Source organism: Cryobacterium lactosi, assembly GCF_004403945.1.
Lineage (GTDB): Bacteria > Actinomycetota > Actinomycetes > Actinomycetales > Microbacteriaceae > Cryobacterium > Cryobacterium lactosi.
The window spans coordinates 67882-92757 of the sequence record NZ_SOHM01000012.1 but is presented as its reverse complement, the minus strand read 5'-3'; the positions used below and the strand labels follow the sequence as shown (position 1 = coordinate 92757).

Genomic DNA, 24876 nt, shown 5'->3' with positions numbered 1-24876 from the left:
CACACATGGCAGTGACACAAGAACAGGCAGACTGGTTCGCGGAGGCGTTCGGCAAGCTCGCCGGCAACGTCGAGCAGGCCATCCTGGGCAAGGAACACGTGATCCGACTGGTGGTGGCCGCGATGCTCACCAACGGGCACGTGCTGCTGGAGGATTTCCCCGGTACCGGCAAGACCGTGCTCGCCAAGGCCCTGGCCAATACCCTGGACGGCACTCACTCGCGCATCCAGTTCACCCCGGACCTGCTGCCCTCCGACGTCACCGGTGTCACGATCTACGACCAGGGCAAGGGCCTGTTCGAGTTCCACAAGGGACCGATCTTCGCCTCCATCGTGCTCGCCGACGAGATCAACCGGGCCAGCCCCAAGACTCAGTCGGCGCTCCTGGAGGTCATGGAAGAGGGCCGGGTCACGGTGGACGGTGTCAGCCACGAGGTCGGCAGCCCGTTCATGGTGATCGCCACCCAGAACCCCGTCGAGCAGGCCGGCACCTACACGCTCCCCGAGGCCCAGCTGGACCGCTTCCTGTTCAAGACGTCGCTCGGCTACCCCGACCACGACACCGCGGTCACCCTGCTTCTCGACTCGTCGAACCGGGCCAGGGATGCCGGCATCACGCCCATCATCGCGTCCAGCTCCGTGGTCACCATGGCCCAGCTCGCCTCCGAGGTGTTTGTGGACGCCGCCGTGCTCGGCTACCTCAACGAGATCGTCACCGCCACCCGCACCGACGTGTCCTCCACCCTCGGAGTCAGCATGCGCGGCGCCCTGGCCCTCGCCCGAGCCTCCAAGACCTGGGCGTTGTCACAGGGACGTACCTTCGTCACCCCCGACGACATCCGTGACCTCGCCGTGCCCGTGCTCGCCCACCGCATCATGGTCGACCCGGAAGCCGACTTCGCCGGCGTCACCGCCGAGGACATCGTCAACCGCATCCTGGTCGAGGTCGCACCGCCCGCATTCCGCGCCGCATGAAACCCCGCCCCGAACGCGCAGCCCGCAGAACCTCACCGGCCGAACACGCCCTGAGGTCGCTGGGGCGCGCGCTCGGCGCCGCGGCGCAGAACGCCTGGCGCCTGCTGCGCCAGGTGCTGGCCGTCGCCTGGCAACGTGTCCGTCCGGTCACCGATGTGATCGGCCCGGCAGGCCGGCTCGTGCTTTTGGGTGCCGTGCTGTCGTACGGACTCAGCATCACCTTCGGCTGGGTCGAATTCACCTATCTCGCCACCACCCTGCTCGCCGCGGTGCTGGTGGCCGTGCCCTTCATCGTGGGCCGGGCCACCTATACCGTGGACCTGCAACTCAATCCGCACCGGGTCGTGGCCGGCGGTCGTGCGCTCGGTCAGATGACCGTCACCAACTCGGGGGAGCGCGCCCTGTTGCCCGCCCGCATGGAACTGCCGGTCGGCAGCGGCCTGGCGGAGTTCGTGATCCCCGGGCTGGCCGCCGCCGCCCAACACGACGAGCTCTTCGCCGTACCCACCCACCGCCGCGCCGTGATCATTGCCGGCCCCGCCGTCTCGGTGCGTGGCGACCAGCTGGGGCTGCTGCGCCGCATCGTGCGCTGGACCGAGGCCGTGGAACTGTTCGTGCACCCGGTGACCACCCGGATCGCCTCATCGGCCGCCGGTCTGATGCGCGACCTCGAGGGTGAGATCACCAAGAAGATCACCAGCGACGACATCTCCTTCCACGCCCTGCGCGCCTACGAACCCGGCGACGCCCTGCGCAATGTGCACTGGCGCACCTCCGCGCGCACCGGTCAGCTGATGGTGCGGCAATTCGAGGAGACCCGGCGCACCCAACTCACCATCGTGCACACCGCGGACTCCCGCTACTACGCCTCCGAGGACGAGTTCGAACTGGCCTTGTCCGTGACGGCGTCTCTGGCCCTCCAGGTGATCAGGGACGGTACCGGAATCAGCGTGGTCTCCGAGAAGCTGGCCCTGCGCACGGCGACGCCGGTGGCTCTGCTCGACGACTCGTCCCGCATCGAAGCGGTCAGCGACGTGTTCCCGACCCTGCGTGAATTCGCCCGCACCGCGACCAGGCGCCTGCCGCCGCCGAGCGTGGTGATGGTGGTCGCCGGGTCCCTGATCGACCTCACCGAGTTCCGCGCCGCACAGACCCTGTTCGGCAAGGACACCACGACCATCGCCTTCCGTATCGAACCCGGGGCCCAGTCCCGGCTGTCCACGGTGTCCGGCCTCACGGTCCTCACCCTCGGCGATCTCGCCGACCTGCCCAAACTCCTTCGACGGGTCCACCGATGAGCCGCTTCACTCGCACCGCCCGCACCTCCGCAGAGCCGGGCCGCGCCGACGGCCCCGCGGCGGACACGACCGCGGCCACCACCGCTCGCCCGGCGCTCCGGCGATTCCCTCGCACCGGCTGGACCGACGTCGCCGTTCTGTCGTTGCTCTCCCTGCTCGGTGTGCTCGGGCTGGAGACCTCCTTCGGCGATTACAACTTCCTGGTGGCCGGCCTGGGCGGGCTGCTCGTCGGCACCGGTGCCGCCGTGCTCGGCTACATGCTGCGGCTCGGCGTGGTCACCAACGTGCTCGCCGCGATCCTGCTCTATTTCCTGCTCGGCACCCCGTTCACCATGCCGGGGGAGGCGCTGATCGGCGTGCTGCCCAGCATCGCCTCCACCGCCGGGCTCGCGCTCGGTGCGGTCTTCGGCTGGGCCGATATCGTGACCCTCGGCACGCCCGTCGAGGCGCCCTATTACATGCCGGTGCTGCCGTACTTCGCCGCCTGGCTGGTGGCCCTGGTGGGCACCATGCTGGCCAGCCGCTGGCTGCCCGGGCGTCGCCGCACTGCCTGGCGCACCGGCATCCTGCTGATCGGACCGGTGCTGCTGTACCTGACCGGCATCCTGATGGGCACCGACAAGACCTACTTCGCGGGCCTGCGCGGAGTGGCCTTCGCCGTGGTCGCCATCGTCTGGGTCGGCTGGCGCCGCACCAGCGTGCAAGGCGCGGACGCCGCGGGCCGCAGCCGGCTCCTGCGCCGCAAACTCCTGGGCACCGCAACGGTGATGCTGGGCGCCATCCTGATCGGCGCCCTCGTCGGCGGCGTGCTCGCTCCCAACCCGAAGGACCGCTTCGTCCTGCGCGAGGAGATCCAGCCGCCCTTCGACCCCCTCGAGTTCTCCAGCCCGCTGTCCGGCTTCCGGCAGTACACCAAGACTCTCGCGGACACCCCACTGTTCACGGTCACCGGCCTGCAGCCTGATGAAGTCGTGCGCCTGGCCAGCATGGATGCCTACGACGGCAAACTCTGGAACGTGGCCGCCGCCGAGAGCGTCGCCAACGGGTCCGGCAGCTTCCGCCTCGTCGGCCGCACCATCCCTGAACCGCCGTTGGTCACCAGCGCCCAGAACAGCACCGTGACCGTCGACGTGGTCGGCTACGAAGACGTCTGGCTGCCCGGGGTGGGGTACCCCAGCACGGTCGACTTCGACGACGCGGACAGCCAGGCCGAATCGGAGAACCTGCGCTACAACGCCGACAGCGGCACCTCCGTGCTCACCAACGGGGTGCATCCGGGGTACGAGTACACGATGTCCGCCATGTTGCAGCAGACCTACCGGGACGAAGACCTCGCCGACGTTCCCGTCGCCGATGTGACCCTGCCGAGCGTTCAGAACATCCCCGATGTCGTCGTGGCCAAGGCCATCGAGTACTCCGGCGGCACCGATACGCCCATCGACAGCCTGCGCGCCATCGAGCAGGCGCTGAAGACCAAGGGCTTCCTCAGCCACGGGCTCGCGTCCGACGGCATCCCGTCCCGCGCCGGTCACGGAGCCGACCGGCTCAACGAGCTCTTCACCCGCACCCAGATGGTCGGTGACGAGGAGCAGTACGCGGCCGCCATGGCGCTGATGGCGCGCAGCCTCAACTACCCGGCGCGGGTCGTCATGGGCTTCGCGCCCGAGGTGCCCGAAGACGCGACCAGTGTCGAGGTCACCGGAACAGACGTGACTGCCTGGGTCGAGGTCGCCTTCGACGGCATCGGTTGGGTCGCGTTCTACCCCACCCCCGAGCAGACCGACGTGCCCCAGGACCAGACTCCCAAGCCCAAAACAGTGCCGCAGCCGCAGGTGCGCCAGCCCCCGCGGATGGACAACGAGGCCGACGACCTGCTCACGGCGGTGGAGATCGACGACACCAAGAACGAAAGCAAGGACAAGGACTTCGTGCTGCCCGGTTGGGCGTGGGCGATCATCGGGGTTGTGGGCATCCCACTGCTCGTGCTCGGTGTGCCGTTGCTCATCGTCGCCGCCCTCAAGGCCCGACGCCGGCGCCGCCGCAGAACCCTGGGCACCGGTGATCGGCGTGCCGCCGGCGCTTGGTCCGAGCTGACCGACGGATTCGCGGAGCTCGGCTTCGACGTGCCGAGGGACTCGACCCGCCGTCAGGTCGCTCTCAGCCTGGACGCTCAGCTGGCCGCTCAGCTGGCCGGCCAGCCCGAACCCAAAAAACCGCGCAGCCGGGTCGCCGGGACCGAGACGGCACCGGGACCCGACACTGGTGCGCCCGAATCCGTTGAGCTTGCCCCGCCGATCGAGGTCGTCGACACGGCCGCGTTCGTGGCCGCGCACCGCCTAGTGCCGGTCGCCGACGCCGTTGACAGCGCCGTATTCGGCGGCACCGACGTCGACGACGAGGTCGTGGAGAACACCTGGATCCAGGCCGAGGAGTCTCTCGCTACCGCGAAAACCTCCGCCGGGCGTCTGCGGCGCCTGTTCAGCCGGTTCCGGCTGCGGTCCAAGCGGGACTGGAACCAAGTGAACGTGCGCGGCAGCCGTGCCGCCGCCCGAGGCCGCGGCTAGGCTTGATCAGCGGATACGCGAGCCCGGGAATCCACCCGGACCCAAGAGGGATCACAGTGGTTAGGACGCACAGTGGATAAGCCGGGTTTCATCGTTCCCCCACCGGGGATGTTCCCGTCCAGCGACGAAAGCGACGAGGTGACGGCACGAGTTCCCCACGCCGAGCCGCTCGTCGTGGTGCCGCCCGTGCGGAACGCCCCGGCGGCGACGCAGCCGGAAGACGCGGCACCGCCCACGGGTCCGTCACCGGCGGTCTTGGCCATCCCCGCGTTCGTGCCCGCCACGCTGGGCACCACGCCCGTGCCGCCGCGCCCGCCCATCGGTGCCGTGCCCGTCAGCGCCGTGCCCGCCAGCGCCATGCCCGTCAGTGCCGCCTTGGTCAGTGCACCCCTGGGCGATGCTGCGCCGGCTCAGACCGTGACCGGCTGGCAGCTGCGACTGGCCGACGGCCAACGGATGCCGGTGACCGGATCGCTCGTCTTCGGCCGTGACCCCTCGCCCGTGACCCGCCGGCCATCCACCATGGTCAGCGTCGTCGACCCGGCCCGGTCGGTCTCCAAGTCGCACGCGCTCGTGGAGCTGTCCGCCGAGGACGACCTGTCGGTCACCGATCTGCACTCCACCAATGGCGTGAGCCTGATCGGCGCCGACGGGAGCAGGGTGGAACTCGAACCCGGCATCCGCACCCCGGTTTCAGCCAACACTCGACTGATGCTCGGCGAATTCGCCGTCGAGGTCACCCGGGCCTGACCGGTGCCGAATCGGACATGTGCGCCCGGCGCACCGGGCACAAAAGTCCGAACGGGCGACAGTTGCGCCTAGTCCTCGTTCTTCTTCGCGGGCGACCCGGCCCGTGTCGAGGTGCTCGCCAACGGCGGTGTTCTCGGCAGCCGCAGGGCGGCGCCGAAACCGAGGAGACCGGCCAGCGCCAGTCCGGCATAGACCACCGTCAGCGAGGTCTGCCTCGCCTCGGCATTGATCTCGATCATCGCCTCCTGCTGATCTGACGGGTACTCCGAGATCGCGGTGCTGAGCTGGGCGTCGCTGATGATCTGCGCCTTCTCGGTGACTGCCGAGTCAAGTTGTGATTGCTCCGTCGCAGTGAACGCCGCACTGTCGTCGATCAGGCTCGTGGCGGTGAGAACGAACACCGACAGGATCAGTGCCCCCGCCAGCGATGTACCGAGGGACGCCCCGATATTCTGCGCGGTGTTGATCACCCCCGACGTCTCATTGGATCGTTGCGGTTTCACCGACGACATGATGAGGTTCTGGTTCTGGGAGGCGATGGTTCCCGCCCCGAACCCGACCAGCGCCAGCCCCAGAATGAACTGGGTGCCGCTCGTCGCATCCCGGGCCAACAGCCCCATCGTTGCGGCCCCGAGCACGATGATGGCGAAGCCGGCGAGAATGACCGAGCGCGGGGCGAACCGGCGGCTGAAAATCCGCCCGCTGACCGCGGCCGAGAGCAGCACGGCCAGGGACAGCGGCAGCAGGGTGAGCCCGCTCTGGATGGCTGAGTAGTTCAGTTCCATCTGCACATAGAGCGACAACGCGAAGATCGACCCGGTCAGCACGAGGTACTGCAGCAGCTGCACTGACGTTCCGGATGAGACGGCCCGGATGCTGAAGAGACTCAGATCGAGAAGGGTGTCGCGGTGGTGCCGGTCGCGGCTCCGCTCCACCAGGATGAAGACGATCAGGACGAGCAGTCCGATGGACACGAGGATCACGGTGGGGGAGATCTGGCCGGCTGTGAGCACTACCTGCCCGAACACCTCCACGTCGACACGGCTGACGAACAGGCCGTACGCCGAGGCCATCACGATGCCGAGGACCACGGTGATGAGCCCGGCGGAGCTGAGGATGAATCCAGTCCAGTCGAAGCGCGGTTTGCGGCCGAGGAACGGCGCATCCTTGATGATCTTCAGCTGCGTGAAGATGTACAGCGCCACGAGAAGTTCGCTGGCGAAGGCCAGCCGCCAGGACAGGTACGAGGTGAACAGACCGCCGATGATCGGTCCGATCCCCGCCGCGATGCCCGCGATGGCGGCAAAACCGGCATAGGCCTTCGCGCGGGCGGGACCTGCGGGGAAGTTCGACACGATCAGGGACATCATCGCGGGGAGCATCATGGCCGCGCCGAGACCCTCGAGGATCGACCAGCCCAGAATGAAGACACCCAGGCTGGGGGAGAGGGCGGTGGTGGTCGTGCCCACCGAGTACACGGTGAGTCCGATCACGAAGGCGCGTTTGCGGCCGATGATGTCGCCCACCTTGGCGCCCGCGATCATGAACGCCGCCATCACCAGGGTGTACAACGTGATGGCGTTCTGGATGCCGGTGACGGTGGTGTCGAAATCCGCCACGAGCGTGGACAGCGACACGTTCATGAACGTCGAGTCGACGACGATGATGAACTGGGCCAGCAGGATCACCACCAGCACCCTGCCTGTCTTCTGCCCAGCCGCCACCGTTGTCATGCGCACACCATACGTCGGCCGTCCCGCTATGGCCAGCGCCCACCGCCGAGCACGCGGCCCGAGCATCCGCGAACCGAGAGTCAGCACCAGGATGCGCCACTTCTAAGTGCAAAGCTCACAGTTCGCGGGCTTGAGATCGCGGCTGCAGTGTTAGCCTGAGGTGTGCTGCAACGTCGACTTCTTCTTCTGTGCCGCGACGAGTCTCGTATCTAACAAGGCCCACTCGTCGCGGAGTTTGTCGTTGGCTGACCACCGTTCCCGAGGAAGACGCACGAACATGACTAACGCAGTGAACACGGACTCACCCACGGAGATCCGTCCCCGCACCCTGGCCGAGAAGGTCTGGGACAAGCACCTGGTGGCCAAGGGCGAGAACGGCACCCCCGACCTCATCTACATCGACCTGCACCTCGTGCACGAGGTCACCAGCCCGCAGGCCTTCGACGGTCTGCGCCTGGCCGGTCGCCCCGTCCGCCGGCCGGACCTCACGATCGCGACCGAGGACCACAACACGCCGACCCTGGCGATCGACCGGCCCATCGCCGACCTCACCAGCCGCACCCAGATCGAGACCCTGCGCAAGAACTGCGCCGAGTTCGGCATCCGGCTGCACTCGCTGGGCGACATCGAACAGGGCATCGTGCACGTCGTCGGCCCCCAGCTGGGCCTGACGCAGCCGGGCATCACCGTGGTCTGCGGCGACTCGCACACCTCCACCCACGGAGCCTTCGGCGCCATGGCGCTGGGCATCGGCACCAGCGAGGTGGAGCACGTCATGGCCACCCAGACGCTGCCGCTCAAGCCGTTCAAGACCATGGCCATCACCGTGAACGGTGCCCTGCGCCCCGGCGTCACCGCCAAAGACATCATTCTGGCCGTGATCGCCAAGATCGGCACCGGCGGCGGCCAAGGTTACGTGCTCGAATACCGCGGCAGCGCCATCCGCGCCCTCTCCATGGAGGGCCGAATGACCATCTGCAACATGTCGATCGAGGCGGGTGCCCGCGCCGGCATGGTCGCTCCGGATGCCACCACCTATGCCTACCTCGAAGGCCGCGCACACGCGCCGCAGGGCGCCGACTGGGATGCCGCCGTCGAGTACTGGGACACCCTGGCCACCGATGAGGGCGCCACCTTCGACGCCGAGGTCATCCTCGACGCCGACACCCTGGAACCCTTCGTGACCTGGGGTACCAACCCCGGCCAGGGCGTCTCCCTCAGCGACACCGTGCCCAACCCCGCCGACATCGACGACGCCAACGAGCGCAGCGCCGCCGAGCGCGCCCTCGAATACATGGACCTGGCCGCAGGGACAGCCATGAAGGACATCCGTGTCGACACCGTCTTCCTCGGCTCCTGCACCAACAGCCGGGTCGAAGACCTGCGTGCCGCCGCCGACATCATCAAGGGCAAGGCCATCGCCGACGGCGTGCGGATGCTCGTGGTACCCGGCTCCGCGCGCGTGCGGATCGAAGCCGAGGCCGAGGGCCTCGACAAGATCTTCCTCGCATTCGGCGCCGAGTGGCGCTTCGCCGGCTGCTCGATGTGCCTGGGCATGAACCCCGACCAGCTCGCCCCCGGGGAGCGTTGCGCCTCCACCAGCAACCGCAACTTCGAGGGACGGCAGGGCAAGGGCGGACGCACCCACCTGGTCTCCCCGCTCGTGGCCGCAGCCACGGCCATCCGAGGCACCCTGTCCAGCCCCTGGGACCTCGTGCAGGACGGCACCATCCCGGCCAGCGCTGTGCCCGCCGATCTCACGACCGCGAAGCTGTAGGAGCGCCCGACATGCAGAAATTCACCACCGTCACCGGCGTTGCCGTCCCCATGCGCCGGTCCAACGTCGACACCGACCAGATCATCCCCGCGGTGTTCCTCAAACGTGTCACCAAGACCGGGTTCGAAGACGCCCTCTTCTACGGATGGCGCCAGGATCCTGAGTTCATTCTCAACCAATCTGCCTACCAGAACCCCCGGGTCCTCGTGGTCGGCGCCGACTTCGGCACCGGATCCTCACGGGAACACGCCGTCTGGGCGCTTCGCGATTTCGGCTTCGATGTTGTGCTCAGCCCCCGGTTCGGCGACATCTTCCGCGGCAACTCCGGCAAGCAGGGACTGCTCGCCGGCCAGATCAGCGAGGCCGACGCGGAGACCCTGTGGCGAGTTCTCGAAGCCGACCCCGGAATAGAACTGACCGTGGATCTGGTTGCCTGTACTGCCAGTGTCGGCGACCTCACAGTCTCATTCGAGGTCGACGAATACACTAGATGGCGACTGCTGGAAGGGCTTGACGATATCGGCCTCACCCTGCGCGATGAAGCGCGAATCGCAGAATTCGAATCCCACCGGGAGCCCTGGCGCCCCCGCACTCTCCCCGCAAGGCAGGTAAATTTGTGATCATCGTCGGAGACACCAATCAGGTCCGCGAAAACGTTCAAGACAACTCAGAGCGTGGTAACGCGCAAAGCCATGGAGCCAATGTGGGCCTGGTAGGCGACAAGATCACCATCCGCGGCGGACGCCCGCTGATCGGCCGCATCGAGGTCAAGGGTGCCAAGAACCTGGTCACCAAGGCCATGGTCGCCGCCCTCCTCGGTGAGACGCCCAGCATCCTGCGCGACGTGCCGAACATCAGCGACGTGCGCATCGTGCGCGGCCTGCTCGAGGCGCACGGCGTCAAGGTGACCGAGGGCGACGAGCCCGGCAGCCTGATGCTCGACCCGGTGGACGTGGAGAGCGCCCACTACGCCGACATCGACGCCCACGCCGGCTCCTCCCGCATCCCGATCCTGTTCTGCGGCCCGCTGCTGCACCGCCTCGGCGAAGCCTTCATCCCCGACCTGGGCGGCTGCCGCATCGGCGACCGTCCCATCGACTACCACCTCGAGGTTCTGCGCAAGTTCGGCGCCGTCGTCGAGAAGCAGCCCAACGGCATCCGCATGTCCGCGCCGAACGGCCTCAAGGGCACCAAGGTGGAGCTGCCCTACCCGAGCGTGGGCGCCACCGAGCAGGTCCTGCTCACCGCCGTGCGCGCCGAGGGCATCACCGAGCTGAAGAACGCGGCCATCGAGCCCGAGATCATGGATCTCATCAACATCCTGCAGAAGATGGGCGCCATCATCACGGTCGACACCGACCGAGTGATCCGCATCGAGGGTGTCGACAGCCTGCAGGGCTACCAGCACCGCGCCCTGTTCGACCGCAACGAGGCCGCCAGCTGGGCCGCGGCCGCGCTGGCCACCGACGGCGACATCTTCGTCGGCGGCGCCAAGCAGGCCGAGATGCTCACCTTCCTCAACGTCTTCCGCAAGGTCGGCGGCGCGTTCGACATCCACGACGACGGCATCCGGTTCTACCACCCGGGCGGCGACCTCAAGCCCGTCATCATTGAAACGGATGTCCACCCCGGCTTCATGACCGACTGGCAGCAGCCGCTCGTGATCGCACTGACCCACGCCCACGGCGTGTCGATCGTGCACGAGACCGTCTACGAGCAGCGCTTCGGCTTCGTCGACGCTCTGGTCGAGATGGGCGCGACCATCCAGATCCACCGCGAATGCCTCGGCGGGCACCCGTGCCGGTTCGGCCAGCGCAACTTCAACCACTCCGCCGTCATCGCCGGGCCCACCAAGCTCGTCGGCGCCGACATCGAGGTTCCTGACCTGCGCGGTGGCTTCAGCCACCTCATCGCGGCCCTCACGGCCGAGGGCACCTCCACCGTGAGCAACGTGGGCATCATCAGCCGTGGGTACGAGAACTTCATCACCAAGCTGCGTCTACTGGGAGCTGACTTCGATCTCGCAGGATAATGGCACTGTGCCAGATTCAAACGTGCCAGATTCCACTCCGTCGACGGTGACGACCAGCCGCAGGTCCCGCTCCGAGAAGAGCAAACCCTCGATCTTCTGGCTGCTGGCCGTGCTGGTGGTCCCGGCGATGAACGTGGCCGCCCGGTACAAGATCGTCGACGGTCATAAGTTCCCGCGTCAGGGCGCGTTCGTGTTCTCGCCCAATCACTACAGCGAGATCGACCCGATCGTGATGGGCATGGTCAGCTGGAAGCTCGGCCGGCTGCCGAGGTTCCTGGCCAAGGCGTCGCTGTTCAAGCTGCCCGTCGCCGGCTGGCTGCTGACGAAGTCGGGTCAGATTCCGGTGCAGCGCGGCGGTTCGGTACGCGGCAGCGAGCCCGTCAAGGCCGCCCGTCGCCTGGTCGAGCGCGGCCAGATGGTGGTGGTCTACCCGGAAGGCTCGCTCACCCGTGACCCGGAGCTGTGGCCCATGCGCGGCAAGAGCGGCGCCGTGCGCATCGCCCTGGAGCAGGGCATCCCCATCGTGCCCGCAGCGCACTGGGGCACCCAGCAGCTGATGGAGCGTTACTCCAAGAAGCTGCACCTGTTCCCGCGCAAGACCATCCTGGTGAAGATCGGCGACCCGATCGACCTGGCCGAGTTCCGCGGCCGCAACCTTGACACGGCCACGCTGAACGAGGCGACCGCCGTGGTGATGGACGCCATCACCGCACTGCTCGAAGACCTGCGCAACGAGACCGCACCGGCCAAACGCTGGAACCCCTCTGAGCACGACCAGAAAGAGACCGGCCGTTTTGAAGCCTAAAGTCCAGCCAGGCACCCGAGTCGCCGTACTCGGCGCGGGAAGCTGGGGCACCACGTTTGCGAAGATCCTCACCGACGGGGGAGCGGATGTGGTCCTCTGGGCCCGCCGCCCCGAGCTGGCCAGGGAGATCACCGAAGGGCGCCGCAACAGCGACTACCTGCCCGGCATCAACCTTCCCGTGGGCCTCCGCGCCACCTCCAGGCTCGACCTGACCCTGGCCGGCGCCGAGCAGGTCTTCGTGTCGGTGCCAAGCCAGTCCCTGCGCGAGAACCTCATCCAGGCGGAGCCGTTCCTGGCTCCTGGCGCCATCATCGTGTCGCTGATGAAGGGCGTCGAACGCTCCTCCGGGTTGCGGATGAGCGAGATCATCGAGCAGGTCCTGCCGATCGATCCGTCCCGCATCGCCGCCATCTCCGGGCCCAACCTCGCCCTGGAGATCGCCAAGGAGCAGCCCACCGCCGCGGTGGTCTCCTCCTCGAGCCTGGAGACGGCGCACGCCGTCGCCCTCCTGGCCACGACCAAGTACTTCCGCTCGTATGTGAACACGGATGTCATCGGCACCGAGTTCGGCGGCGTCCTGAAGAACCTCATCGCCGTGGCGATCGGCATCGTCGACGGTGTCGGCTACGGCGAGAACACCAAGGCGTCGATCATCACCCGCGGCCTCGTGGAGATGACCGATTTCGCGGTGGCCTACGGCGCCCAGCCGGAGACCCTGGCGGGCCTGGCGGGCCTCGGCGACCTGATCGCCACCTGCCAGTCGCCGCTGTCCCGCAACAACACCGCCGGGCGACTGCTCGGCCAGGGCTACAGCTACAACGACGTCATCGCCCAGATGCAGCAGACCACGGAGGGTCTGGCATCCGTGAGCCCGATCCTCGAGCTGGCCCGCGCCAAGGGTGTCGACATGCCCATCGTCGAACAGGTACGCCAGGTGCTGGCAGGTACGCTGAAGCCGCGGGATATCGCGCCGCACCTCACCACTGACTCCGGCGCACCGCAGGGTGAAAGGACCATTGATGACGGACAAGCTCACGGTAGCGCTGCTGTTTGGGGGGCGTTCAAGCGAACATTCGATCAGCTGCGCCACAGCGGGCGGGGTACTCGCGGCAATTGACCGGGACCGTTACACGGTCATCCCGGTCGGCATCACCCGCGACGGCGCCTTCGTGCTCGAAGACGACGACCCGACCAAGTTCACGTTGTCTGCAGCGGCCTTGCCCGAGGTCACCGACAACGGCAGCCGGGTGCTCTGGCCAGACAGCGCAGCAAGCCGCGAACTGACCGTCGTCGACGGGTCCGGCCGCCGCAGCCTCGGCTCGGTCGACCTGGTCTTCCCCATCCTGCACGGCCCGTACGGCGAAGACGGCACTGTGCAGGGGATGCTCGAACTTGTCGATCTGCCGTTCGTGGGTTCCGGTGTCCTCGCGTCCGCCCTGGGCATGGACAAGCACTTCACCAAGACCGTTCTGCAGCACTCCGGGCTGGCCGTCGCGCCCTGGCACACCGTCACCGCGGACGACTGGGCCGAAACACCCGACCAGGCTTACGCGGCGCTGGCCGAGCTCGGGCTGCCCGCCTTCGTGAAGCCGGCCAGGGCCGGCTCCAGCGTGGGCGTGAGCCGGGTCGCCAGCCCCGACCAGCTGGCCGAGGCGATGGCCGTGGCCCTCGCCGAGGACGACAAGGTGCTCATCGAGGCCGGACTGGTGGGCCGCGAACTCGAGGTCGCCGTTCTGCAGGGCCGCCCCGGCGACCCCGCGCACGCCTCGGTGGCGGGAGAGGTCGTGGTCACCGGCCGCGACTTCTACGACTTTGCCGCCAAATACCTCGACGCTGCGGGCATCGAGCTGGTCTGCCCGGCGGACCTCGCCCCGGCCGATCTGGCCGAGATGCAGCGCATCGCCGTGCGGGCTTTCGAGGCCATCGACGCCGGCGGCCTGGCCAGGGTGGACTTCTTTCTCACTGCCGACGGCTGGGTGATCAACGAGATCAACACCATGCCCGGCTTCACGCCCATCTCGATGTTCCCCAGTTGCTGGCTGGCCAGCGGGTACACCTACCCCCAGCTGATCGACGAACTCATCGAGGTGGCACTGGCCCGAGCGGCGCACAAGCGCCGCCGCACCTCAGCCGTCGTCACGGAATAACCGGGCGGCTCAGGGCGCGGGGGTGTCCGTGGGCAGCGTGACGTCGGCGGCGCCGAGGCACTGCTTCGTGGCGGGGATGTTGGAGATGGCCGAGGACAGGTCGACCAGGGTGGTCGAGCCGCTGACCAGTTCGGAGTCGATGTACACCTCGGTGGCGGGCTCCCGGCCGTAGGTTGTGTAGCGGTACTTGGGCGCCTCGGAGTCGTCCTCGATCCAGTCGATGCCGTTGATGCTCACGCAGGGCAGCGTGGTGGGACCGGGCACCTCGACCCCGCAGGTGAGCAGCACCGCACTGGGGTCGCCCCAGGCGCCGGTGGCCTGCGCGTTGGTCTCCCGCTCGGGCTGGTCGGCCACGGTCGTGGGCAGGCGCACGATGACGTCGGCGCAGGCGGGGTTCACCGCATCCGCCGCCGGTTGCATGGGCACCGCGGCTGCGCAACCGGTGATCAGCACGGCGGAGACCGCCAGCAGCAGCGCTGTGGCGGAGCGTCGGCGGGAGACCGGGCCGGTGCGGCGACCGGGACGGCGCGGGTGGGTGAACTGGAGAGTCATCGCATTCAGGTTACCGTTTGAAGCATGACGAAAGCTCCCGACCGGGCCGCGCTCGACCACACCGCGCCGGACCAGACCCTGGCCGACCTCAGCGAGGGCGAGGTGCTGGCCCGCATCTTCCCCAGGCTGCCGCACGCCGACACCGAGCTCCTCGGCCCGGGAGATGACGCCGCGGTGCTGTCCGCCGCTGACGGTCGGTTCGTCGTGACCTGCGACATGATGATCCAGGGCCCGGACTTCAGACTGGCCTGGTCGACGCCGCACGACCTGGGTTGGAAGGCCGCCGCCACGAACCTGTCCGACGTCGCCGCGATGGGCGCCAGGCCCACGGCCCTCGTGGTCGCGATCGCCGCTCCGCCGTCGACGCCGATTTCTGTCATCCTCGGCATCGCCGACGGGTTGCGTGACGGCTGTGAGGCGCTGGCGCCGGGTTGCGGAGTGGTGGGCGGCGACCTGTCCGCCTCCGACGCCCTCACCCTGTCGATCACGGCGTTCGGCGACCTCGAGGGCCGGGCGCCCGTGCTGCGTTCGGGCGCCACGGCCGGTGACGTCGTCGCCCATGCCGGCCGGCTGGGTGATGCCGGCATCGGGCTCGGGCTGTTGTTCCGCTTCGGTGTGGACGCCGACGGTGTGCCAGACCGGGCGGCGGCCGACAACCTGAAGTTGCGCGAGCCCCGCTTCGTCGAGGCGCAGCTGGCGCCGGTTCCGCCGATCGGGTTGGGGCCGGTCGCGGCGGCGGCCGGAGCGACTGCCATGCTCGACGTGTCCGACGGCCTCGCCATCGACGCGGGACGGCTCGCGCGGGCCAGCGGCGTCGGCGTCGACTTCGATTCGGCAGCGCTCGGCGACCACCGTGAGCTGGCTTTGGGCGGGGGAGAGGACCATGGCCTGCTGGCCACCTTCCCAGCTGCCGCCGTGCTCCCCGCCGGATTCCGGCGCATCGGCACCGTCACCGATCAGCCCGGCATCGTGCTCGTCGACGGCGAGGCACACACCCAGGGCGGCTGGGACCCGTACCGGGGCTGGGACGGCGCCACCTCGTAGTCGCACCGCCCGAGCCGTGCCCCCGAGTGTGCCGGCGGGTGTCGGTCGGCTCAGCCGGCCTTCACCAGGCTGCGGGCGATCTCCCTGGCCCAGGCCTCGATCTCCGTCCAGTCCCTGAAGTCGCCGGCCGGGATCTTCTCCGCTGCCCCGGGGAATTTGCGGATCATCCGATGCGGCAGGCTCAACGCCTCGGGGTCGATGGCACCGAAGAACACCCGGTGGCCCACAGGGCGCACAGTGTTGGTGAACTCGGTGATTTCGGCGGGCACAGTGCTCTCCCTGATGTCGGCCCCGTCGGCATCCGTGGTCTCGGTGCCGAGCGGGCCGCTGCTGAACAGCCAGATCTGGTGTTCGAGCAGGGTCGGCTGATGGCGGCGCACGAAGGTGCTCGCATCCTTGAGCCAGTGGCCCATGTAGACCGCGCTGCCCACGACGAACGCGTCGAAACCCGCGACATCTTCGGCGTGCGGGGGTGAGGCGGCGTCGTAGACACGCGCATCGAGGCCGGCGAGGGCGAGTTCGGCGCCGATCCGTTCTGCGATGCCGCGCGTGGCGCCGTACTGGCTGGCACAAACTACCGCTACGCGCACGGGGTCGACCTTTCGGATGGGTGGACGACGATGCCCACACCCCAAACGTAGGCCGTCCATACCCGTTCTGACCAGCCCTCGTCAGGGGTAAGGCTCAGGGGCTCGGCGCAGCGGAACCCGACTACTGGGCCGGGTCGGCCACCCCGGCGTACCAGAGGGTGGTGTCGCCGTAGTTCTTGCGGCGCTCCAGCTCGAGTCCGGGTCCCCAGGCGGGTTCGGGTGACCGGGAGGAGCGCTCGACAACAACGAGGGCGTCAGGATCGAGCAACGGCGTCAGGGCGGCGAGGTTCGCGGCCAACTCCGTGTCGGCGAGGTCGTATGGCGGGTCGAGGAAGACCAGGTCGAAGCCGTCAGGGGTGCCGGCGAGGAAGGACTGCACGGCCTGGCTGGACACCGCGATGGAGAGCGCTGAGCCTTTCGGGGCGGCCTTCTGCACGGCGGCGGCGTTCTTGCGGCAGGTCTGGCTGGCGGCGAAGCCGTTCTCGACCAGGGTGACCACCCTGGCACCACGACTGGCCGCCTCCAGGCCCAGGGCGCCGGAACCCGCATACAGGTCGAGAACCCGGTAGTCGCGGATGGCGTCCCGCGCGTCGAGGGCCGAAAAGAGAGCCTCGCGCACCTGGTCGCTGGTGGGCCTGGTGCCCTTGGCCGGCACGGTGAGGGTGAGGGAGCCGGCGAACCCGGCGACAATTCGCGTCATTTGCCTTCGAGCCTAGCCGCCGCCGGCCATCCACAGCCTGCGCCGCGGACGCTGAGTGTCGGCGGTGACGTTTAGCATCGGAGTATGACCGGTTCGGATGCCGCCGCCACCCCGCGCGACCCCTTCGACGACCCCGCCCCGCTGACCCTGGACTCCCCGCTGCGCGTCGTGCTGCCCTCTGGCCCCGCCACAGTACTGGCCAAGGCCTTCGGCATGGCCACGGTCGGCGACCTGCTCAGCCACTATCCGCGCCGCTACGCGCGGCGCGGCGAGCTCACCACCCTGGCCGACCTGCCCCTCGACGAATCCGTCACCGTGCTGGCGGAGGTGATCTCGGTGAGCGTGCAGGACTACGGCCGCGCGCAGCCGGGCAAGAAAGCGCTACACCGCACCAAGGTCGTGATCTCCGACGGCCACGGCATGCTCCCGCTCACCTTCTTCAACAAGCCGTGGCTGATCAAGACCCTGCGCCCGGGCATGCGCGGGATGTTCTCCGGCAAGGTAACGGTCTTCAACAAGGCCCGTCAGCTCGCCCAGCCCGATTACCAGATCGTGCCCGGCAGCGATGACCCCATGGATGCCACGATCTCGCCGGCCGATGCAGCCCAGGCTCGGCTCTGGGGGCAGCGGCCCATCCCCATCTACCCGGCCACCGCGGCCATGACCAGCTGGCAGATCGCCAAGATCATCGTGGACGTGCTTGGGCAGCTCGGCCCGGTCGACGACCCGATCCCGGAGCACATGCGCCTGGAACGTTCCCTGCTCGGGCATCGCGACGCGCTCACACTCGTGCACCGCCCCGTCACCGACGAAGAATGGAACGCGGCCAGGACGACGTTGCGCTTCACCGAGGCGTTTGTCTTGCAGTGCGTGCTCGTGCAGCAGCACACCGAGCACCGTGCCCGCCGCACCAGGGCCCGGCTGCCGGTGCCGGGCGGCTACCTCGAACGATTCGACGCGGCCCTGCCGTTCGCCCTCACCGTGGACCAGGAAGTCACCGGGGCTGAAATCGGGCGCGACATGGGGCTGACCGCGCCGATGAACCGGCTCGTGCAGGGCGAGGTCGGCTCCGGCAAGACCGTGGTGGCCCTGCGCGCCATGCTCGCGGTGGCCGACTCCGGCGGCCAGGCGGCACTGCTCGCGCCGACCGAGGTGCTCGCCGGGCAACACCTGCGCTCGATGACGAACATCCTCGGACCCGACCTCGCGGCCGAGCTGATGCCCACCCTGGTGACCGGCCAGTTGCCCGTCGCTCTGCGCCGCAAGGCGCTGCTGCGCACGGTCTCCGGCCAGGCGCGCATCGTCATCGGCACGCACGCCCTGCTCAGCGACACCGTCAAGTTCTTCGACCTGGGCCTGGTCGTCATCGACGAGCAGCACCGGTTCGGCGTCGACCAGCGCGAGGCGCTGCGGCTGAAGGCCGACTTGCCGCCGCACGTGCTCGTGCTCACAGCCACGCCCATTCCCCGCACCATCGCCATGACCATTTTCGGCGACCTCGACGTGAGCACCATCGCCATGCTCCCGGCCGGACGGCCGGGCATCGAGAGCTTCGTTGTGCCGCTGGACGAGAAACCGGCCTGGGTGATGCGGGTCTGGCAACGCGTGTCGGAGGAGCTCGCGCTGGGCCGCCAGTGTTTCATCGTGTGCCCGGCGATCGCGCCGAAGAAACTCGAACAGGGCGAGGAGATCGACTTCGATGCCACCCCGATGACCAATGTGGAGGAGCTGCTCGCCAGCCTCCGCCGGCATCCGCTGCTCGCCACGGCCCGCATCGAACCCCTGCACGGCGCGATGAGCGCCGACGACAAGGACGCCACCATGCAGGCCTTCGCGGCCGGCGACATCCAGGTGCTTGTGGCCACCACCGTGATCGAGGTCGGTGTCGATGTGCCGAATGCATCGGCCATGGTCGTGATGGACGCTGACCGCTTCGGCGTCTCGCAGCTCCACCAGCTGCGCGGCCGGGTCGGCCGGGGCGGGGTCCCTGGCCTCTGCCTCCTCGTGACGAGCGCTCCGATCGGCACGCCGGCGAGGGAACGGATCGAGGCCGTCGCCAAGACCCTCGACGGTTTCGAGCTGGCGCAGGTCGACCTTGAGCAACGGCAGGAGGGCGATGTGCTCGGCCGCTTCCAGTCGGGCGGCCAGTCGTCGCTGCGCCTGCTCCGGGTGGCGACCGACGGCGATATCATCGCCGATGCCAGAACCGCCGCCCGGGAGCTCATCGGGGGAGATCCGGAGATCCGAACCATTCCGGCGCTCCGAGCGGCCGTGCGCCGCAGGCTCGACGACTCGGAGCGCGCCGCGCTGTCCAAGGGCTGAGCGGCTCCGGGGCCGGCCCTCCGACAGCCTCCCCGGCCGGCTCCTGAGGAAGGTGTCCCTGACAAAGGCCTAGACGTCTGGGAAATCCGGCCGGACCGGGCAGCGGGCGCTGCGCGCTGGCGCTAGGGTGAACCGTATGCGCAGGATCGCCGTCGTACCTGGTTCGTTCGACCCCGTCACACTGGGGCATCTGGACGTGATCCAACGGGCCGCCGGGCTCTACGACGAACTGCACGTGCTCGTGGTGCACAACCCGGGCAAGTCGGCGCTTCTCCCCATCACCCAACGGGTGTCCCTCATCGAACGGGCGATCCTCGAGGCCGACCTACCCGGGAACGTCATCGTCAGTTCCTGGAGCATGGGGCTGCTCGTGGACTACTGCGTCGACGTGGGCGCCAGCGTGCTGGTCAAGGGCATCCGCTCACAGATCGATGTGGCGTACGAGACGCCGATGGCGATCGTGAACCGCAACCTGGCCGGTGTCGAAACCATCTTCATGCTGCCCGATCCCGCGCACGCCCACGTGTCGAGTTCCCTGGTGCGCCAGGTCGCCGCCCTCGGCGGGGACATCGCCCCGTACGTGCCGCCCGCCGTCGCGGCCTTCCTGAATCGACCGCTCGCATGAACGCGTTCCCGGGACGCTGGGTCTCGGAGTCAACCGTCGCCGACGCGGCGACGGCCAGGGTGAACCCTCTCGGCGCCATCGACGTCGACAGCGAAACCGACGTGGCGTTGCCCGATGTGCAGGGCGCCGCCCTGGCGATCATGCGCAATGTCGAGTCCGTCATCGACGGCAAGCACTCCGCCGTGCAGATCGCCCTCACCGTGCTCCTGGCCGAGGGGCACCTCCTCATCGAGGACGTGCCGGGAGTGGGCAAGACCATGCTCGCCAAGGCTCTCGCGAAATCGGTGGATTGCAGCGTCAGCCGCATCCAGTTCACCCCGGACCTCCTGCCCTCGGACGTCACGGGGGTCTCGGTGTACAACCAGGCCGAACGACGGTTCGAGTTCAAGCCCGGCGCGATCTTCGCGAACATCGTGATCGGCGACGAGATCAACCGGGCCAGTCCCAAGACCCAGTCGGCGCTGCTGGAATGCATGGAGGAACGCCAGGTCACCGTCGATGGGCACAGTTACCCGCTGGCCCGCCCGTTCGCCGTCGTGGCCACGCAGAACCCCATCGAGATGGAGGGCACCTACGCACTGCCTGAGGCCCAGCGGGACCGGTTCATGGCACGCATTTCGATGGGGTATCCCGACCCGGCGTCCGAACTCGCCATGCTCGACTCCCGGGACCTGACCAGCCCGCTGGCACGGATCGACGCCGTGGTCACCGGCGCCCAACTGCGCGGCATGATGTCGGCCGCACGCAGCGTCTACGCCTCCGGGGCGGTCAAGGAATACGCGGTGGCCGTGGTGCGCGCCACCCGTGAGGACCGCGACCTGCGGCTGGGCGCGAGTCCGCGGGCGACGCTGCAGCTGATCAGGGCAGCGAAGGCCCAGGCGGCGCTGCACGGCCGGGAGTATGTGCTTCCCGACGACATCGATTCCCTCGCGGTCGCCGTGCTCGGTCACCGGTTGGTTCCCACCACCCGCGCCCTGGGCCACCGTTCCCAGGACAGCGCCATGCTCATCGAGGAGACGGTCAGGCGGATCCTGGCTGCCACACCCGTACCGACGGGTTCCCAGGGCCGGCTGTAGCGGCCGGCACGCGGTGGAGCCATCATGGGAATGCAAACGCAGGTGGACGTGACGCAGATGACCATGACGCAGAGCATGACCAGGAGCGACCTGACCGGAGCGACCCGCCGGGCCCACCGGATGGTCCGCCCCACGCTGCGCGGGGCCGTCTTCCTGGGTGTGGGGGCTGTGCTCTTCGTGCTCGCCTGGACCTACGACGAACGGGACCTCTTGTTCGTGGCGGGCCTGCTGCTGCTGGTGCCCCTGGCGGCACTCGGGTACGTCCTGGTGCATCCGCTTCGTGTGGAAGTCAGCCGCAGCTTCATGCCCGGTACCGTGTCGGCGGGGCTCAGCGCCACCGTGACGATCCAGATCCAGAACCTGGCCCCCGCGCCCCTCCTCGGGCTGCGCTGGCGCGACACGGCGGCCAGGGGAGTCGACGTGCCACCGAGTCAGCCGTTGCGGGGCCTCGCTCCGGCCCGGGTCCGCCGCCCGGGGGCGGCAGACACCGCGCGGGTCAGCTACCAGGTGCGACCGCCCCGGCGAGGCGTGTACCCGGTCGGCCCGCTCATGGTCGGCCGGACCGACCCCTTCGGTCTCGCCTACAGCGAGTGGCCCGCCGGTTCCCCGCACGACCTGACCGTGACGCCGACTGTCACACCGCTGCCGGGCAACGGTGTCTCGATCACTAGGGGCGAGGGGTCCCGCCACGAGCGCCTCAGCCATCTCAACAACGACTCCGACGAGCTGATCGCCAGGGAATACCGGCCGGGGGACCCGATGCGCAGGGTCAACTGGCCGGCCACCGCCCGGCACGGAGAGATCATGGTGCGGCAGGAAGAGCAGCGCAGCCACCCCGAGGCCCGCATCATTCTGGACACCACCCGCGGTGGGCGCGGAACCGGCCTCGGACACGACGCTGAATTCGAACGGGCCGTCGAACTGGCGGCATCCATCGCGGTGCATCTGCTCGACGGCGGCTTCCGGCTCGATGTCGTGGAGCTCGGGCCCTGCCAACTCCTGCCCGCCAGGACCCGCGCAGGAGATGCCCGGGTGCAACACGACCCCGATGACGGGCGTTGGGGTGGACTGCGCGGCGACGACCCGGTCTCCTTCACCGGTCCGGAGGGAGCCCTCGCGCTCATCGACGCGTTGGCGAGCGTGGTCCAGCGCGATCGTGTGGTGCACGCCACGGACGACACCCCCGGCTCCCGGCGGCCCGTCACGCTCGGCCGGCAGATCCCGGCGTTCGCCGTGCTTGTGGACATCGGATCCGCCGACACGACCGACCTGGTCGCCCTCCGAGGGCTTTGCCAGCCCGCTGTCGCGTTCGTTCTCGACACTGTCGACAGCTCAGCCGTCGAGCGCCTGAGCGACGCGGGTTGGCAATGCGTGCCGCTGACCGCCACGACGCCGGTAGATACCGCGTGGGCGCAGGCCGGCCAGGATCGGGCGGAGGCGCGGTGACCAGGACCGATGTGGCCGGCGCCGACCGTGCCGTGGCTGACCGGGCTCGGGCTGGTCAGGCCGATAGTGGCCGGGCGCGGACTGGTCAGGCCGGGGGTGGGTCCTCCGGTCGTGGGCCGACTACGGAGTCCCGCCGGCCGCCGGTGGTGCGCTGGCCGCTCACCCTGGCAGTGCTGGGCCTGCTGATGACCGGATGCACCGCCCTGGGCACTGTGCTCGCCGGGTCGGCCTGGTGGTTGGTGCTGTTGATAGTTGCAAGCGTCGTCCTGGCCGGCGCCGCCGGGCTGCGTCGGGCCAGGGTGCCCGCGGTGATCGTGCCAGTGCTGTCCGCCGGCGTGCTCGTCGTGGTGCTCACGCTGTTCTTCGGCGGCGGCACCGGACTGCTCTGGCTGGTCCCCACCGGAGACACCCTCGCCCGCTTCACCGAGCTGGCTACGGCCGGCGTCAGATCAATTCAGGTGCAGGGCACGCCCGCGGAGGTGCTGGACGGCATCCTGTTCCTCCTGGCCGGCGGGGTGGGCCTGCTGGCGATCCTGATGGACCTCGTGGCCATCGGGCTGCGCCGACCGGCGCTGGCCGGAATACCGGCCCTGGTGCCCCTCGCGGTGCCCGGCTTCGTGGTGTCCACCGGGGCGGACTGGATCGCCCTGGCCGCGACAGCGACCGCCTATCTACTCCTGCTCCGCATCGACGTACACCTGCGCGGCCTGCAGGTCAACCGCCAGGCCGGCGGACGCGGAACTGGAATCACCGGCGCGGCGGGCGCCGTGCGGGGCGCCATCGCCATCGGTGCCATCGGCATCATCGGTTCGCTCGTGTTCAGCTTCTCCGCGCCCGTGATCTCCGGTGGCGCATTCGGCTCGCGGCCCAACAGCGCGCTGTTCAACCGGGGGATCAGCCCGATGATCGACCTCGGCCAGGACCTGCGCCGGCCCCAGCCCGGTCCGGCCCTGCACTACCGCACGTCAGCCACTGAGCAGCCCTACCTCGCCGTGCTGACCCTCGATGAGATCAAGGGGACCAGCTGGCTGCCCAAGGCCAGCGAGGTCGACGAGGACCTCACCGCCGAGTCGATCCCCGCCCCACCGGGCCTGTCCGAGCCGGTGGACCGCACCGAGGCCAGCACGATCATCGTGATCGACGGCGTGGACACCCAGATGCTGCCTGTTCCCGTGCCGGCCACGCGGGTGGACGGGCTCACCGGGAGCTGGTACTGGAACGACGGGAACCGGTCGATCACTAGTACCGACAGCTCCACGATCGGCCAGCGCTACACAGTGACCTCCCTCGAAGTGCAACCGACCAGGGACCAGCTCCGTGAGGCCGGCGGCCGGTATCCGGTGTCCATCGAGCCAAGCCTGTCCCTGCCCGACGGCACGCCGGAGATCATCGGCGAGACGGCCCGCACGGTCAGCCAAGGCACGGATTCGTCCTATGACGCCGCGGTGGCCATTCAGGACTACCTGCGCGGAAACGACTTCACCTACGACACCGAGGCGCCGGTGGAGGACGGCTACGACGGCGGGGGAGCGGATGTCATCGCCACCTTCCTCGACGTGAAACGCGGCTACTGTGTGCACTTCGCCTCGGCGATGGCGTTGATGTCACGGAGCCTGGGCATACCGGCTCGGGTGACATTGGGCTACCTTCCCGGCACCCGCACGACAACTGTCGTCAACGACCAGAACCGCTACGACGTCGATTCCGACGATCTGCACGCCTGGCCGGAGCTCTACTTCGTCGGGGTCGGCTGGGTGCCCTTCGAACCGACACCCGGCCGGGGATCGGTACCGGACTATGCCCAACCCGAGAGCACCACGGCATCCGGTGCGCCATCCGCCGGCGAAGCGCAATCGGTCGTTCCCCGGCAAAACGACAATCCGGGGCTCGAGAGCGGACCCCTGGACAGCCTCGCCGCGCCGGAGGACGAGCTGCCCGGCACCCTGGCCCGGATCGGGCTCGTTGCGACGTTCGTCGTGATCCTCCTGCTCACCCCCGGTGGGATCCGGCTGGTCCGGCGGCGGCGGCGGCGGCGCCTGTTGGCGGCCGACCGGGGCGGCGCCGTGCTGGCCTGGCGTGAGCTGGCCGACACCGCGGTGGACCAGGGGCTGACCGTGTACGACACGCTCACCACCCGTGAGCTGGCCGACAGCATCCGCGACAAGGTCACCGTCGGCGCTGCGCCGGAGGTGCGAGAGGCGCTCGACCGACTCCTGGTGGCCACCGAGCAAGCACACTACGCCCGCCGCCAGGGTCCGGCGGCGAACCACGGCGCCGCCCTGCTGGGCGACCTCGACCTTCTCCTGGCCGCCCTGTGGCAGAGTTCCGGGCCCGCCCAGCGGGCCAGGGCCCTGATCATTCCGGCGTCCCTGACGTCGACGGCACTGCGCCGGATGGGCCTGGCCGCCGGCACCCCGGAGTGACCGGCGCACGCGACACAC

At 68.9% G+C, this 24876-nt stretch carries 20 protein-coding genes; 16 read left to right on the top strand and 4 right to left on the bottom strand.

Features of this window, described 5'->3' with window-relative positions; translation table 11 throughout:
* Nucleotides 1-5: 5 nt before the first annotated feature.
* The 4 genes from E3T61_RS06900 (at nt 6) to E3T61_RS06885 (ending at nt 5586) form a co-directional block, all read left to right on the top strand.
* Complete coding sequence (locus E3T61_RS06900) at nt 6-974, top strand: AAA family ATPase (protein ID WP_174776994.1); 969 nt, start codon at nt 6-8, stop codon at nt 972-974.
* Nucleotides 971-2272, top strand: coding sequence for a DUF58 domain-containing protein (locus E3T61_RS06895; protein WP_134640150.1), 1302 nt, complete (start codon nt 971-973; stop codon nt 2270-2272). The genes E3T61_RS06900 and E3T61_RS06895 overlap by 4 nt, the downstream gene beginning before the upstream one ends.
* On the top strand, nt 2269-4836 hold the full coding sequence (locus E3T61_RS06890) for a transglutaminase TgpA family protein (RefSeq protein WP_134640149.1): 2568 nt from the start codon (nt 2269-2271) through the stop codon (nt 4834-4836). Before E3T61_RS06895 ends, E3T61_RS06890 begins: the two co-directional genes overlap by 4 nt.
* A gap of 72 nt (nt 4837-4908) precedes the next feature.
* Nucleotides 4909-5586, top strand: coding sequence for an FHA domain-containing protein (locus tag E3T61_RS06885; protein ID WP_134640148.1), 678 nt, complete (start codon nt 4909-4911; stop codon nt 5584-5586).
* A gap of 68 nt (nt 5587-5654) precedes the next feature.
* On the opposite strand, the gene E3T61_RS06880 is transcribed toward E3T61_RS06885, so the two are convergent.
* Nucleotides 5655-7319 carry an MFS transporter gene (locus E3T61_RS06880; RefSeq protein WP_166793166.1) on the bottom strand — a complete coding sequence of 555 codons (1665 nt, stop codon included), beginning with the start codon at nt 7317-7319 and terminating at the stop codon, nt 5655-5657.
* 277 nt (nt 7320-7596) lie between these two features.
* Between E3T61_RS06880 and leuC the strand changes: the two genes are divergently transcribed.
* The 6 genes from leuC (at nt 7597) to E3T61_RS06850 (ending at nt 14080) form a co-directional block, all read left to right on the top strand.
* Nucleotides 7597-9096, top strand: a complete 1500-nt coding sequence (gene leuC, locus E3T61_RS06875) for a 3-isopropylmalate dehydratase large subunit (protein ID WP_134640146.1) — start codon at nt 7597-7599, stop codon at nt 9094-9096.
* Nucleotides 9097-9107: 11 nt separating this feature from the next.
* On the top strand, nt 9108-9716 hold the full coding sequence (gene leuD / locus E3T61_RS06870; protein ID WP_134640145.1) for a 3-isopropylmalate dehydratase small subunit: 609 nt from the start codon (nt 9108-9110) through the stop codon (nt 9714-9716).
* An 83-nt stretch (nt 9717-9799) separates the two neighbouring features.
* Nucleotides 9800-11128, top strand: a complete 1329-nt coding sequence (murA, locus tag E3T61_RS06865; protein WP_130179147.1) for a UDP-N-acetylglucosamine 1-carboxyvinyltransferase — start codon at nt 9800-9802, stop codon at nt 11126-11128.
* A 7-nt stretch (nt 11129-11135) separates the two neighbouring features.
* Complete coding sequence (locus tag E3T61_RS06860; protein WP_241992433.1) at nt 11136-11933, top strand: lysophospholipid acyltransferase family protein; 798 nt, start codon at nt 11136-11138, stop codon at nt 11931-11933.
* Nucleotides 11923-13050: an NAD(P)H-dependent glycerol-3-phosphate dehydrogenase gene (locus E3T61_RS06855; RefSeq protein ID WP_134640144.1), complete on the top strand. Its 1128-nt coding sequence runs from the start codon at nt 11923-11925 to the stop codon at nt 13048-13050. The genes E3T61_RS06860 and E3T61_RS06855 overlap by 11 nt, the downstream gene beginning before the upstream one ends.
* Entirely contained in the window at nt 12953-14080 is a 1128-nt protein-coding gene (locus E3T61_RS06850) for a D-alanine--D-alanine ligase family protein (protein ID WP_134640143.1), read from the top strand. Before E3T61_RS06855 ends, E3T61_RS06850 begins: the two co-directional genes overlap by 98 nt.
* A 9-nt stretch (nt 14081-14089) precedes the next feature.
* Here E3T61_RS06850 and E3T61_RS06845 read toward each other — a convergent pair whose 3' ends face one another.
* A complete protein-coding gene (locus E3T61_RS06845; RefSeq protein ID WP_134640142.1) occupies nt 14090-14632 on the bottom strand; it encodes a DUF3515 family protein in 543 nt (180 codons plus the stop codon).
* A 24-nt stretch (nt 14633-14656) separates the two neighbouring features.
* On the opposite strand from E3T61_RS06845, the gene thiL reads away from it, so the two are divergent.
* Nucleotides 14657-15676, top strand: a complete 1020-nt coding sequence (gene thiL, locus E3T61_RS06840) for a thiamine-phosphate kinase (protein WP_134640141.1) — start codon at nt 14657-14659, stop codon at nt 15674-15676.
* 50 nt (nt 15677-15726) lie between these two features.
* On the opposite strand, the gene E3T61_RS06835 is transcribed toward thiL, so the two are convergent.
* Nucleotides 15727-16266, bottom strand: coding sequence for a flavodoxin domain-containing protein (locus E3T61_RS06835; RefSeq protein ID WP_134640140.1), 540 nt, complete (start codon nt 16264-16266; stop codon nt 15727-15729).
* A gap of 121 nt (nt 16267-16387) precedes the next feature.
* Nucleotides 16388-16966 carry a 16S rRNA (guanine(966)-N(2))-methyltransferase RsmD gene (gene rsmD, locus E3T61_RS06830; protein WP_134640139.1) on the bottom strand — a complete coding sequence of 193 codons (579 nt, stop codon included), beginning with the start codon at nt 16964-16966 and terminating at the stop codon, nt 16388-16390.
* A gap of 84 nt (nt 16967-17050) precedes the next feature.
* On the opposite strand from rsmD, the gene E3T61_RS06825 reads away from it, so the two are divergent.
* From E3T61_RS06825 to E3T61_RS06805, 5 genes are all read left to right on the top strand, one after another.
* The gene (locus E3T61_RS06825) at nt 17051-19288 is read left to right on the top strand and encodes an ATP-dependent DNA helicase RecG (RefSeq protein WP_134640138.1); all 2238 of its coding nucleotides are present in this window, start codon (nt 17051-17053) and stop codon (nt 19286-19288) included.
* A gap of 136 nt (nt 19289-19424) precedes the next feature.
* The gene (gene coaD, locus E3T61_RS06820; RefSeq protein ID WP_134640137.1) at nt 19425-19913 is read left to right on the top strand and encodes a pantetheine-phosphate adenylyltransferase; all 489 of its coding nucleotides are present in this window, start codon (nt 19425-19427) and stop codon (nt 19911-19913) included.
* A gap of 140 nt (nt 19914-20053) precedes the next feature.
* Nucleotides 20054-20989 (top strand): AAA family ATPase, encoded by a 936-nt coding sequence (locus E3T61_RS06815; protein WP_420898473.1) that lies wholly within the window; start codon nt 20054-20056, stop codon nt 20987-20989.
* A gap of 24 nt (nt 20990-21013) precedes the next feature.
* On the top strand, nt 21014-22435 hold the full coding sequence (locus E3T61_RS06810) for a DUF58 domain-containing protein (RefSeq protein ID WP_134640135.1): 1422 nt from the start codon (nt 21014-21016) through the stop codon (nt 22433-22435).
* Nucleotides 22432-24858, top strand: a complete 2427-nt coding sequence (locus E3T61_RS06805; RefSeq protein WP_166793165.1) for a transglutaminase TgpA family protein — start codon at nt 22432-22434, stop codon at nt 24856-24858. Before E3T61_RS06810 ends, E3T61_RS06805 begins: the two co-directional genes overlap by 4 nt.
* Nucleotides 24859-24876 lie beyond the last annotated feature (18 nt).

Bases quoted from the DNA above. Each gene is read 5' to 3' on its own strand.
- E3T61_RS06825 (WP_134640138.1), top strand. From the start codon at position 17,051: ATGACCGGTTCGGATGCCGCCGCCACCCCGCGCGACCCCTTCGACGAC.
- E3T61_RS06845 (WP_134640142.1), bottom strand. From the start codon at position 14,632: ATGACTCTCCAGTTCACCCACCCGCGCCGTCCCGGTCGCCGCACCGGC.
- leuC (WP_134640146.1), top strand. From the start codon at position 7,597: ATGACTAACGCAGTGAACACGGACTCACCCACGGAGATCCGTCCCCGC.
- E3T61_RS06880 (WP_166793166.1), bottom strand. From the start codon at position 7,319: ATGACAACGGTGGCGGCTGGGCAGAAGACAGGCAGGGTGCTGGTGGTG.
- E3T61_RS06890 (WP_134640149.1), top strand. From the start codon at position 2,269: ATGAGCCGCTTCACTCGCACCGCCCGCACCTCCGCAGAGCCGGGCCGC.
- E3T61_RS06850 (WP_134640143.1), top strand. From the start codon at position 12,953: ATGACGGACAAGCTCACGGTAGCGCTGCTGTTTGGGGGGCGTTCAAGC.
- E3T61_RS06900 (WP_174776994.1), top strand. From the start codon at position 6: ATGGCAGTGACACAAGAACAGGCAGACTGGTTCGCGGAGGCGTTCGGC.
- E3T61_RS06895 (WP_134640150.1), top strand. From the start codon at position 971: ATGAAACCCCGCCCCGAACGCGCAGCCCGCAGAACCTCACCGGCCGAA.
- coaD (WP_134640137.1), top strand. From the start codon at position 19,425: ATGCGCAGGATCGCCGTCGTACCTGGTTCGTTCGACCCCGTCACACTG.
- rsmD (WP_134640139.1), bottom strand. From the start codon at position 16,966: ATGACGCGAATTGTCGCCGGGTTCGCCGGCTCCCTCACCCTCACCGTG.
- E3T61_RS06815 (WP_420898473.1), top strand. From the start codon at position 20,054: ATGCGCAATGTCGAGTCCGTCATCGACGGCAAGCACTCCGCCGTGCAG.
- E3T61_RS06810 (WP_134640135.1), top strand. From the start codon at position 21,014: ATGGGAATGCAAACGCAGGTGGACGTGACGCAGATGACCATGACGCAG.
- leuD (WP_134640145.1), top strand. From the start codon at position 9,108: ATGCAGAAATTCACCACCGTCACCGGCGTTGCCGTCCCCATGCGCCGG.
- thiL (WP_134640141.1), top strand. From the start codon at position 14,657: ATGACGAAAGCTCCCGACCGGGCCGCGCTCGACCACACCGCGCCGGAC.